Annotated in this window: 9 protein-coding genes; 6 read left to right on the forward strand and 3 right to left on the reverse strand. The window is 33.0% G+C overall.

Annotated elements, in window-relative coordinates; genetic code table 11:
* Positions 1–73 precede the first annotated feature (73 nt).
* Positions 74–2,128 carry an excinuclease ABC subunit UvrB gene (gene uvrB, locus L3J07_02415; GenBank protein ID MCF6276682.1) on the reverse strand — a complete coding sequence of 685 codons (2,055 nt, stop codon included), beginning with the start codon at positions 2,126–2,128 and terminating at the stop codon, positions 74–76.
* Positions 2,129–2,514: 386 nt separating this feature from the next.
* The gene (locus tag L3J07_02420) at positions 2,515–3,870 is read right to left on the reverse strand and encodes an MBL fold metallo-hydrolase (protein MCF6276683.1); all 1,356 of its coding nucleotides are present in this window, start codon (positions 3,868–3,870) and stop codon (positions 2,515–2,517) included.
* A 99-nt stretch (positions 3,871–3,969) separates the two neighbouring features.
* Between L3J07_02420 and L3J07_02425 the strand changes: the two genes are divergently transcribed.
* From L3J07_02425 to murJ, 3 genes are read left to right on the forward strand one after another with little or no spacing between them, the layout of a single operon-like run.
* Positions 3,970–4,611: a hypothetical protein gene (locus tag L3J07_02425; GenBank protein ID MCF6276684.1), complete on the forward strand. Its 642-nt coding sequence runs from the start codon at positions 3,970–3,972 to the stop codon at positions 4,609–4,611.
* Between the two features lies 1 nt (position 4,612).
* Positions 4,613–5,533, forward strand: a complete 921-nt coding sequence (locus L3J07_02430) for a magnesium transporter CorA family protein (GenBank protein ID MCF6276685.1) — start codon at positions 4,613–4,615, stop codon at positions 5,531–5,533.
* A 16-nt stretch (positions 5,534–5,549) separates the two neighbouring features.
* Positions 5,550–7,163, forward strand: coding sequence for a murein biosynthesis integral membrane protein MurJ (gene murJ, locus L3J07_02435; protein ID MCF6276686.1), 1,614 nt, complete (start codon positions 5,550–5,552; stop codon positions 7,161–7,163).
* Positions 7,164–7,210: 47 nt separating this feature from the next.
* Here the strand turns inward: murJ and L3J07_02440 are convergent, their stop codons facing one another.
* Positions 7,211–7,501, reverse strand: coding sequence for a hypothetical protein (locus L3J07_02440; GenBank protein MCF6276687.1), 291 nt, complete (start codon positions 7,499–7,501; stop codon positions 7,211–7,213).
* Positions 7,502–7,686: 185 nt separating this feature from the next.
* Here L3J07_02440 and lepA point away from each other — a divergent pair, with 185 nt between their 5' ends.
* The 3 genes from lepA to L3J07_02455 all read left to right on the forward strand — a co-directional run bounded on the left by lepA (position 7,687) and on the right by L3J07_02455 (position 12,146).
* Positions 7,687–9,477, forward strand: a complete 1,791-nt coding sequence (lepA, locus tag L3J07_02445) for a translation elongation factor 4 (protein MCF6276688.1) — start codon at positions 7,687–7,689, stop codon at positions 9,475–9,477.
* 497 nt (positions 9,478–9,974) lie between these two features.
* Positions 9,975–11,732, forward strand: coding sequence for a single-stranded-DNA-specific exonuclease RecJ (gene recJ / locus L3J07_02450; protein MCF6276689.1), 1,758 nt, complete (start codon positions 9,975–9,977; stop codon positions 11,730–11,732).
* Positions 11,733–11,744: 12 nt separating this feature from the next.
* The gene (locus L3J07_02455) at positions 11,745–12,146 is read left to right on the forward strand and encodes a ribonuclease HI family protein (GenBank protein ID MCF6276690.1); all 402 of its coding nucleotides are present in this window, start codon (positions 11,745–11,747) and stop codon (positions 12,144–12,146) included.
* The last annotated feature ends 31 nt before the right edge of the window (positions 12,147–12,177 follow it).

Here is a 12,177-nt window from a genome sequence, read left to right on the forward strand (position 1 = left end):
TTCTGATTTGTAGACTCTGGATTCCCGATCGGGGTCGGGAATAACAATACATATCCAGTTTTATTTTCATGTCTTATACCTTTTCCTTATTCTTCCTATTTTGCTGTTTTTTAAGTAATTTTATTTCATCTCTCAAAACAGTTGCCAACTCAAACTGCAATTCTTTTGCAGCTTTTTTCATTTCAAATTCCTTTTCTCTTATTATTTTCTCAATTGGCCTGTCATCCCCTTTCAATTCTAATTCCAAAACTTTTTCCTGCAAAGTTAATTTTTTTGTTTTTTTGGAACTCTTCTTTTTCGTTGTAATTCCAAATTCCTCCAGCAAATTCTTTATTTCTTTTTCAATTGTTTTTGGAGTTATTTTATGTTTTTTATTATAAGCAAGTTGAATTTTTCTTCTTCTGTCTGTTTCTTTTATTGCTCGCCCCATAGAACCTGTAATTCTATCGGCATAAAGTATTACTTGTCCATCTACATTTCTAGCAGCACGACCAATAGTTTGCACCAAGCTTGTTTCACTTCTCAAAAATCCTTCTTTATCTGCATCTAAAATTGCAACCAAAGAAACTTCTGGAATATCCAAACCCTCTCTCAACAAATTTATACCAACCAAAACATCAAATTCGCCTCTGCGCAAACCGGTAATTATTTCAATTCGCTCCATAGTTTTTATGTCGCTGTGCAAATATTTTACTTTTATTCCTTTTTCTTCCAGATATCCACTCAAATCTTCTGCCATTTTTTTTGTAAGTGTTGTCACCAAAATTCTTCCACCACTCTCAACTTTTTTATCAATCATTTTCATTAAATCATCTATTTGAGAAATATTTTTTGCAGTTTCTGTGACAGGCTTAATGATAATTTCTGGATCAATTAAACCAGTTGGACGCACAATTTGCTCCACTATTTGACCGCTTCTTTCTAATTCATATTCAGCAGGAGTTGCAGAAGAATAGATAACCTTATCAGTCCTTTTTTCAAACTCCTCAAATTTTAATGGTCTATTGTCTCGTGCACTCGGAAGTCTAAAACCATATTCCACCAAATTGTCTTTTCTAGCTTTATCACCCATATACATTGCGCGGATTTGTGGCATTGTCACATGAGATTCATCTATAATTGTCAAAAAATCCCCAACTCCGTGTGTGAAATAATCCATAAGAGTGGCAGGCGGTTCGCCTGGCGCGCGCCCATCAAAATGCCTAGAATAATTTTCAATTCCGTTACAATATCCCAAATTTTTGATCAATTCCAAATCATAATTTACCCTTCTCTTCAACCTTTCATATTCCAAAACTTTTCCTTGTTTTTTAAATTTCTTCAATTGTTCATCTGCTTCTTTTCGAATTGTTTTTAAAGCTCGCGCACGCAAATCTGACCCAACTACATAATGCTTTGCCGGAAAAAACCAAGAATCTTCTTGCTCGCGAATTATCTTTCGAGTTATAGGGTCAATTATTTCAATTTTATCTATTTTTTCACCAATTTCAAATCTATAAATTTTCTCCTCGTTTGCTGGCATAATCTCAAAAAACTGCCCACGCATTCGAAAAGTTCCTCTTTTCAGTTCCAAACTTGTTCGCTCAAACTGCATTTCTATAAGTTGAGCCAACATTCCCCTTCTATCCATTTTTTGCCCACAAGTGAGGTGAAGTACAATCCTCTCATATTCTGCGGGTGAACCCAAACCATAAATAGCCGAAACAGACGCAACAATAATTACATCTTTTCTACTCAAAATAGCCTGTGTACAAGCATGGCGAAGTCGCTCTATCTCATCATTTATCTGAGCTTCCTTTTCTATATAAGTGTCCGATCCAGAAAGATATGCTTCTGGCTGATAATAATCATAATAACTTACAAAATATTCCACTGCACTGTCTGGAAAAAAACCCCTAAACTCTGTACAAAGTTGCGCCGCCAAAGTTTTGTTATGCGCAATCACCAAAGTTGGCAAACCTGTTTTTTCTATCACATTTGCCAAAGTAAAAGTCTTTCCAGAACCAGTAACACCTAGCAAAGTCTGGTGTTCAATATTTTTGTTCAAACCACTCACCAACTGCTTTATAGCTTTGGGCTGGTCTCCTGCTGGCTTGTATTTAGATTTTATTTTAAATCCTTTTTTCATAAGGTAATTCTCACACGTCATATTGAGCTTGACTGGGGATCCAGGGTTTATATCACAGTTCTATTTTGTATACTCTGGATTCCCAGTCAAGCTGAGAATGACAGAAAACTTTTTCATGTCATATTGAGCGGAGTGAAACGGAGTCGAAATATCTTGGGACTATATCATTAGAACTTTGAATATTCAGTCTTCTAATGTTTTTGTTTCGAGATTCTTCGGCTGTCGCTCAGGATGGCGTGATAGAAAGGTGATATTGTCTCGAGATCCATTCTACTTCATTCCACTTTGCCTCATTCCGCTCAGGATGACATGTGTTGAATTTTCTTATTTTCTTTTTTTACTTTTTAATTTATAAACTTTTTAACTTCCTTTCTCTATCTAATCTGCTACCCAATTTCTACTTCCTCCTCATATTCAGGAATAAACACTTTCAAATCATATTTATCTCGAAGTCTGTGTGAAAGCTCGGTTGCAGAATGCTCTTCACCGTGAACCAAATAAACTTTTTCTGGTTTTTTCTCTCCACTATTTATCCATTCCATCAACTTTTTTTGGTCACCGTGTGCAGAAAGTGAACCTATTGCTTTTATTGTTGCTCTTACTTCCATATACTTACCCATTACTTTTACATTTTCTGCGCCTTCATAAAGTTTTCTACCCAAAGTTCCGTGAGCTTGATAACCCACAAAAATAAGAGTTGAGTTTGGATCATCCAAATAACGCACAGCGTGATGCAAAATTCTTCCACCATTCATCATTCCTGCGCCAGCAATTATTATTTTTGCACCTTTTTTACTATTTATTCTTTTTGATTCATCTCTAGTGTGAGTAATTTTCAAATTTGGAAACTGCAAAAAATCACCTTCAGTTTGGTATTCTCGCATTGCTTCTTCATCATAATATTCTGGAAAAAGTTTATAAACTTTTGTAGCTTTTATTGCAAGTGGGCTATCCAAATAAATAGGTACTTTTGGCAAGGTATGATCGTGTTCACTCATTTTATGGAGTTGAAATAAAATCTGCTGAGTTCTTTCCAAAGAAAAGGCTGGAATCATAATTGCACCACCACGCTTTACCCCTTCTTGGATCATTTTCAAAAGTTCTGCATACCCCTCTTCCACTGGCTCGTGTATTCTATCTCCATAAGTCGACTCGCAAACCACAACATCTACATTACTTAGATTTTGTGTATCTTTTAAAATTGGTACATCGTCATTTCCAACATCTCCAGAAAATGCAATTTTCTTTTTACCATCTGTAATTTCTATAAAAGAAGACCCATAAATATGTCCCATATCCTTAAAAATTGCAGAAATACCATCTCCCAAATCTACATTATCATTATAATTTACACCCTTACATCTAGCTTTTGCAGTTTCTATATCTGCCTCAGAATAAAGAATAGGCACTTGAAATTTTCTATTGTTATATTCCATTATTCTAAAAGCATCTTCCCAAATCAAAGTAGCAAAAGCACAAGTTGCTTTTGTCATAAAAATATCACCACTAAAACCATCTCTTATCAACTTTGGAATTCTACCAATATGATCTAGATGTGCATGTGTCACCAAAACAACATCAATCTCTTTTGGAACAAAAGGAAAATCATCATGATTTCTACCTTCATTGAAATTGGAACCCTGAAACATTCCACAATCTACTAAAATATTCTTTCCGTTCGCCTCCAAAAGATGTGCCGAACCTGTCACTTGTCTATTTGCTCCACAAAATTTTATTTTCATAGCATTTATTAAATATAATATTAGTTTAACATATATAAAAAAATATTCTCAAATTTTACTTTATTATTTTCCTACTTTTTGCTATAATTCAAAGAGCTTATGCGACAAAAAATAGACAGTGTAGAAATAAAACAACCGCCTATTGGTGGACTAAGAAAAAAACCATCTTGCATAAAGCGTGGCTGTTTTATGAGTTGTGGCTTAATTGTATTATTTTTAATAGCAATTTTAGTTATTTTAAAATTTACAACAACAGAAAGACCAAGAGAATTAAAAGAACTTCCAGAATTTTTTCCAATAGAAATACCCATTTACGATGCAGACAATGTAGACACAATTACACTTCAGTCTGAGCACAAAAAAAATAAAGAATTAGAATTGGTATTAATGTTACCAAAAATTATTGTTTCTCCTATAGTTATATTAAAATCTGAAAATAAAGAAAGTTCGTGGAAAACTTTTACAGAATTTATCACGAAACCAATTATTCCCACAAAAGAAAATGTGACGATAGAATGGTTTGATTTATCTGCAAGTTCAGACTTTTTACAAGAATATTATGCAAAAGAATTCAAGAAAAATAACTTTAAAGTTCTAATCTCCAAAGATAATGGAAATAGAAGGCAATTTAGTTTTAAAAAAGAAGGTGTAAGCGGATTATTTTTTATAAATGATTCACCAAAAACAGAAGGAACAGACTACCTGTCACTTTCTGTAAAAATAATAAATACTCCAAAATAATATGGCAATTCGTGTAATAAAACAAAAAAACCTAACATGGATAAATATAGACAAGGTGGATGAAGAAGCTTTGAAATACTTAATGGAAAATCATAATTTCCATCATTTGGACTTGGAAGACCTACAGAGTGAAGCACAGACTCCAAAATTAGATGTTTACAAAAACTATCTTTTTGTTGTATTACAATTTCCAACTTGGCAACCCCATTCAAAGAGTATTTCCACACAAGAAATAGATGTTTTTTTGGGAGATGGATATTTAATAACTATTCAACATACAAAATCCAAAGAAATGAAAAACTTCTTCTTTAGATGTATGCGAAACAGAAAAATAAAATCCGACTGGATGAGTAAAAGTTCTGGATATTTATTAAACAAAATACTAGAATCACTTTTTTCAAATTCACAACCTATTTTAAACAATATGGGTCGCCAAATTTCTAAACTAGAAGAAGAAATTTTCAGCAAAGAACCAGACGGAAAAATCGTAAAAGAGTTAGCAATTCACAGAAGAAATATATTAAACTTTCGTAGAATTATAGATCCGCAAAGATATTTAATCTCAAACCTATCACACACAAGAAAATCATTTTTAGATGAATCGCTTACACTTTATTTTGACAATGTAAATGACTTTTTATCCAAAATCTGGTCCATTATTGAAAACTACAAAGAAACAGTAGATGGATTACATGTTACAGTAGAATCTTTGATAGCTCGTCGCACAAACCGTGTAGTTGCAACTCTTACTGCTATTTCTGTAGCACTACTTCCACTTACTTTACTTTCTGGAATTTATGGTATGAATATAGACAGCCTCCCTTTTTCACACAATCCATTTTATGTGTGGTTAATGTTCTTAGGTCTTGCAACTTTTATAATTGCAATTCTAATTATTCTAAAAAAGAAACGACTAATATAACCTATATACCACAAATATGATTCGCAGGCTTTTTTCTAGTCAAATTAAAAGCATAACTGGGGCTGCCATTCTACTTGGATCAGCTTCTTTTGTTAGTCGTATTATTGGAGTTTTGCGTGACAGGATTTTTGCACACGAATTTGGAGCAGGCCCAACATTAGACGCATATTATGCAGCTTTTAGAATTCCAGACTTAGTTTACAATTTATTAGTTATCGGTGCACTTTCAGCTGGTTTTATTCCAGTATTTTTGAAAGTTTACGAAAAAAATAAAAAGAAAGCTTGGGAAGTCACAAACGGAATAATTCATATTCTTGGACTTGGACTAATTATAACCTGCACAATTCTTTTTATTTTTACACCGCAAATAGTACCACTCTTAGTTCCTGGTTTTAGCGGAGAAAAATTGAAACTAACAATAATACTTACCCGCATAATGTTTTTTAGCCCATTTTTACTTGGGCTTAGTAGTGTTGTAAGTGGGGTTTTGCAAGCCACAAAATCTTTTTTTATTTATGCTCTAACTCCAATAATGTATAACTTGGGAATTATAGTTGGTGCTTTATTTTTTGTTCCTATTTTTGGTGAGATTGGCTTGGCATTTGGTGTAATTCTTGGAGCACTTATGCATTTACTTATCCAACTACCCACTTTTTTCAAACAAGGTTATAGGTATAAATTTGTCTTCAACTTAAAAGATAAATTTGTACGAGAAATTGCAAAATTAATGGTTCCACGAACTTTAGGACTCGCCACAAGTCAACTTCATATTTTAGTAATTACTTATCTTGCTTCCACACTTTCCGAAGGAAGTCTTACTATTTTCAACTTCGCAAATAACTTGCAACACTTCCCTATTGGAATTATCGGCTACTCTTTTGCAATTGCTGCGTTTCCAACACTTTCATATTTGGCAGCAAAAAATAAAAAAGAAGAAATTTCTCAACATATTTCTTCTACAACTCGACAAATATTGTTTTTAATAATTCCACTCACTATTATATTCCTACTTTTGCGTGCTCAGATTGTACGCGTAGTTTTAGGAAGTGGCGCTTTCGATTGGACTGCCACAATTTTAACTGCAAACACTTTAGCATTTTTCACACTTTCACTTTTTGCCCAATGTCTAATTCCACTTTTTGCCAGAACTTTTTATGCTTTAGAAGACACAATGACGCCGTTTATAATTAGTTTTATTGCAGCTGGCGTAAATATAGCTTTGGGGATTTACCTCAAAGATATTTTAGGAGTTGCCGGTTTGGCCTTAGCCTTTTCCGCAGCAATGATAATTCAACTTTCATTTTTATGGTTATTTTTAAAATTAAAACTAGGAAGTTTGGGAGAAGTAGTTATTTTAAAATCTTTAAATAAAATAATCTTTTCCGCTTTTTGGATGGCAATTACAATTCAAGTATTAAAAACTCCTCTATCGAATATGTTTAATATGACTACTTTCAAAGGAATTTTAGCTCAAGGGTTTTTTGCAGGAATGTCTGGAATATTTGTTTATATTATAATATGCTATTTATTGAAATTACCAGAATTAAAACATATTCTAAGTAGTCTTACCAAAAAGTGGCTTAAACTTAGAAATGTCCAAGCCGAGATAAATGAGGCTGACGAGGTTTAAAAAACAAAAAAAACCCTTGCAACCTGTTAAAGTCGCAAGGGTTAGAATCAGCACTCGTCCTTCTCCTCTTTGAAAAGCTCCAAAAGATCTTTTAGCTTTTGAGCATAATTACTAAAATTATACTTTTCAGTAAAAACTAGAAGTGATTCTAGCTCGCTGATAAGCACATCGAAATCTGTTTCATTATCTTGCACATTTGCAAGTAAAACGAAACAAATTTCCACTCTTATGATAAGCGGATCAATAGTACATCCACCCTCAATCATTTTCAAAAAACAATAATCTAGAATTCCCAATACCATCTGAAACGCTGGAATTCTGTTATTATTTTTTTTCATTTTTTCCTCCTTTTTTGTAAAAATAAAAGAACTTATCAATAAATCCTATCACAAAAAAACACTTTTGTCAAGTCAAGCCCTTGATTTTTATGTAAAAATAGGATAACATAAGGACTACTACTATATACTTTTTTAGTAATAAAATTCCATATTTTTTGTAAAAAAATAGTATTAGTTTAAAATATATGAATGAGATAAAAAACTTTTGCATAATTGCACATATTGACCATGGAAAGTCTACTTTGGCAGACCGTTTTTTGGAGATCACAAATACAATAGATAAAAGAAGGACAGGAACTCAGATATTAGACACAATGGAGCTAGAACAAGAGCGTGGAATAACAATCAAACTTCAACCTGTGAGAATGCAATTTAAAAATCACACACTAAATCTAATCGACACTCCTGGGCATGTAGACTTCACATACGAAGTCTCTAGGTCTCTTGCTGCGGTAGAGGGTGCAATTCTTTTGGTAGATGCATCGCAAGGCGTGCAGGCTCAAACTATTGGAAATCTATACCTTGCAATGGAGCAAGATTTGGAAATTATTCCAATTTTAAACAAAATAGACTTGCCAAATGCAGATGTGGAAAAAGTTAGTGAAGAAATTATACATCTTATTGGTTGCAGAAAAGAAGATATTTTAAAATGTTCAGCAAAAACAGGAGAAGGTGTTGAGCAAATTTTAGATAAAATTATAGAAAAAGTTCCAAGCCCAAAAACAGAACTAAAAGAAAAAATACTTCGAGCATTGATTTTTGACTCAACTTACGACGATTACCGCGGAGTTATAGCTTCTGTTAGGGTTGTTGATGGTGAGATGACGAAAGGGGATAAATTGAAATTTATAGGAACAAAAAATGAAGCAGAAGTTTTGGAAACTGGTTTTTATTCTCCAGAGCTTACACCATCTGAAAAATTAGAAAATGGACAAATTGGTTTTGTGGTCACAGGAATAAAAGATATTGGAAGTGTTCGCGTTGGAGATACAATTACATTCAAAAAAGAAGGTTCCATTGAAGGACTACCTGGATATAAAGAAGTAAAACCAATGGTTTTTGCTGGAATTTTTCCAAAAGAAGGTGATGACTATTCTACTCTTCGTGATGCAATGGACAGATTGAAATTGAGTGACTCTGCTTTAAGTTATGAGCCTGAACACTCCCAAGCTTTAGGTTTTGGTTTTCGTTGTGGTTTTTTAGGAATGCTTCATTTGGATATTTTCCAAGAAAGACTAAAAAGAGAGTTTGGTCTTCATATTATAGTCACGGTTCCAAGTGTTGCGTACGAAGTTTACAAAACATCTGGCGATAATATTATTATCAAAAGTCCTCAAGATCTTCCACTCAGAACACAAATAAAATATATAAAAGAACCTTGGATGGTTGTGGATATAATTACACCAAGCAATTATATTGGAAATGTAATGGGTCTTGTTTCTGATAGAAAAGGAAGGTATTTGAATACAGAATACCTAAGTGCAGGAAATCAAAATCGTGCGATGCTTCACTATGAAATGCCATTAGCTTCGCTTATCACGGATTTTTATGATAAACTAAAAACAGTGACAAGTGGTTATGCTTCACTAAATTACGAGCTAAAAAACTACGAAAAAGCAAATGTTGTGAAGCTAGATATTATAGTTTCAGAAGAACCAGTAGAATCACTTTCCACACTTGTGTGGGAAGGAGAAGCACATAAAATTGGAAAACAAATTGTAAAATCCCTAAGAGACACACTACCAAAACAGCAATTTGTCATAAAAATTCAAGCCGCAATTGGTGGAAAAATAGTTGCAGCAGAAAGAATTAGTGCACTTCGCAAAGATGTGACAGCAAAACTTTATGGTGGGGATGTCACAAGAAAACGCAAACTACTAGAAAAACAAAAAAAAGGTAAAAAAAGAATGCTCGCAATGGGAAAAGGTAAAGTAGATATTCCAACAGAAGCATATTTAGCAGTTCTTAAGCGTTAAATATTCACTTTCCTGTCATTTCGAACTAAAGTGAGAAATCCCTTAAATGTTGATTTAAATATATTCTTTTTTAGCGATAACAACAAAATTCTCTTATCTTACATTTTGGCACCAAAAGATAATCAAAAGTGCCGAACGGTTGAAAATTTTAGGCTTAATTTCTTTTTAAAACTTATTTAACTCACCGCAGTTCGCTAAATTCGTTATTTTCTGTATCCTCAGAAAACCATAAGTTTTGAAAATAAATTAGTCCAAAAATTTCAAATGTTCGGGAGGTTTAGAATAGGAAAAGAAAAGAACATTTCGAACAAGCGAAGCGATAGAACAACTTTAACTTTAAAAAATATGAAACACAAAAGTAAAACATTTAAAATATTCTGGACAATCGTAAGTATTGTAATGATTGTAAGTATGGTTTTCTTTACTATCTTGCCAGTCTTTTACTAATCTGAGTTTTTGTTCTAAAATAGACAGACAATTAAAATTGTCTGTTTTTTATGGAAACACATTGGGATATAATGCCAAAAACTCCAGAGGATATTTTTGAGAAGTTAAATGCTTTGCCAAAATTAGTTTCCACACTCCTCTACAATAGAAATATAAAAACTACCAAAGAGGCAGATGAATTTTTGAATCCTGTTTACTCCAAAAATGTTCATGATCCTTTCTTGTTTCAAGATATGCAAAAAGCTGTGGATAGAATTTTTATAGCAATAGAAAAAAAGGAGAACATAATAATATATGGAGACTACGATGCAGATGGAATTTCTAGTGCAATACTTTTAGACTCTATAATTGAAAAATTGGGAGGAGGAGTAAGTGTATTTTTACCGCACAGACAAAATGACGGATACGGGTTAAATATAAAAAATATTGAGCAATTTGCAAAAGATGAAGTAAACCTAATAATAACTTGCGACTGCGGGATAAGTAACAGAAATGAAGTTAAAAAAGCAAAAAAACTAGGAATAGATACAATAATCACAGATCATCACACAGTTCCAGATATTTTACCAGATGCAGTTGCAGTAATTCATCCCGGTATAAAAAACACAACATATCCAGATAACACTTTGGCTGGTGCGGGTGTTGCTTTTAAACTTCTACAAGGACTTTTAAAACACCACAAAAAAACAAACGAAGTCTTACCAGATGGAGAAAAACACGAAGCATTTGAAAAATGGTCACTTGATATGGTCGCGATTGCCACAGTTGCCGATATGGTCCCTTTGAAAGGAGAATCACGAACTTTAACCAAATATGGACTACTCGTACTAAACAAAACAAGAAGAGCTGGACTTCAAAAATTATATGTAGAAGCAAGGATTGCAGAAGTAGATGGAAAACTGAAAAAAAGAATTACAGAAGAAACAATTGGTTTTTATATAGCACCTCGAATAAATGCTGCCGGAAGAATTTCACACCCAAAAATTGCCTTTGACTTATTAAAAACAAAAAGTAAAACAAATGCTGTAGACTTAGCCTATTTATTGGATACTCACAATAAAAATAGAAGGCAAGAAACAGAAATTATCTTAAAAGACGCACTTCATATTGTAGAAAAAGAACAATACGACAAAGAAGTTTTATGTGTAATTGGAAAAAATTGGTCTAGCGGACTAGTTGGGCTTGTTGCAAGCAAATTGAAAGAAAAATACAATAGACCTGCACTCGTTGTATCTCATACTCAATCTCTGGTTGGTTCTGGGAGAAGTATCACAGGCTTCAATATGATAGAAGCTATGCAAAAAATGCCAGAATTTTTTGTTAAATTTGGCGGACATCCTATGGCTTGTGGATTCACCTTAAAACACATTGATATTGTAGAAGATTTTCAAAATAGCTTAATAAAATATTTCCTAGAAACAGGAGACAAAGATAGACGAAAAGTAATCAAAATTGACACAGAAGTAGATTTGGAAAAATTGGACTGGGATATGTACAATTATGTCCAAAGATTTGAACCTTTTGGAAAAGACAATGAAAAACCAAAATACCTTGCAAACGAACTTACAATTACACACATACAACAAATGGGAAAAGGTGGAAAACATGTTCGACTAATGGTAAAACACAGATCCCAAAGAATTTTTAAAGTAGTTGGTTGGAATTTATGTGGTAGAAAAGAAAAAGATTGGTGTCAAATTTTACGAATTGGTGATAAAATAGACATAGTTTTTGAACTTGGGATAAATGAGTGGAATGGAACAACAGAACTACAAAGAACTATAATCGACATTAGAAAAACTACATAATTATATTATACTATGAAATTAAAAATTTATTCAGACGGTGGAGCAAGAGGAAATCCTGGTCCATCTGCAACAGGAGTTGTAATAAAAAATAAAGCAGGGAAAATTGTTGCAGAATATGGTGAATATCTAGGAAAACAAACAAACAACTTTGCTGAGTATTCTGCTTTTATCTCTGGTCTAAAAAAAGCAAAGATACTCGGAGCAACCGAGGTAGAATCACTTGTGGATAGTCAGCTATTAGAAAAACAAATGAAAAGAGAGTGGAAAGTGAAAGAACCGACACTACAAAAACTTTTTGTAGAAGGCTGGAATGCAATGCAAGAATTCAAAAAAGTGGAAATAAAACACATTCGAAGAGAATTCAACAAAGAAGCAGACGCTTGGGTGAATAAAATTCTTGATCAACAAAAATAAACAAAAAAACAGTCAAAATTTTGACTGTTTT

The sequence above is a fragment of the Candidatus Magasanikbacteria bacterium genome (assembly GCA_021648085.1).
Lineage (GTDB): Bacteria > Patescibacteriota > Patescibacteriia > Magasanikbacterales > UBA922 > JAKITS01.